General features: G+C 50.5%; 1 pseudogene. It reads left to right on the plus strand.

Annotated features, from left to right (window positions below):
- Window positions 1–586, plus strand: a pseudogene (locus AC0QH1_RS01315) (hypothetical protein); the annotation flags it as partial.

The following is a 586-nucleotide window of genomic DNA, read 5'->3' on the forward strand; positions in this document are numbered from 1 at the left end:
CCCGCGCTCGCACGTTGTTAGAAATTCTCGCCGAAGCCAATGCCGATATCCGCACTGGCGTAGACCCGGAATTACGCCAACAGGAAGCGAATTTACAGCAGCGCATCAACGCTACCGAATCCCGGCGCATGGCATTACTCTCCGGTGAACATACTCCGGAACAAGCATCGGCTATTAAACAAGAACTGGATACTTTGTTGCGGCAATTGGATGAATTAAGAGCGCAAATCCGTCAAACCTCTCCCCGATATGCCGCTCTCACGCAACCTCAACCCCTAACTGCCGAACAAATTCAGCAGCAGGTACTCGATAAAGATACCTTACTCTTACAATATTCCCTCGGTGCAGATCGCAGTTTCCTTTGGGCAGTCACTCCCGACAGTTTAACCGTCTACGAGTTACCCCCCCGCGCCGAAATTGAAGAACTGGCAGAACAATTTTACCTGTTAATGCAAAATCCGGACTATCGGGGCGAAAGTCGCAATCTGATTGTCTCTCCCAACATCCCCAAAGTCAATGCTTCTGCGACTGAGTTGAGTGAGATGTTGCTGTCTCCAGTGGCGGATAAACTAGCCGGAAAGCGGTT

The sequence above is a fragment of the Phormidium sp. CCY1219 genome (genome assembly GCF_055795085.1).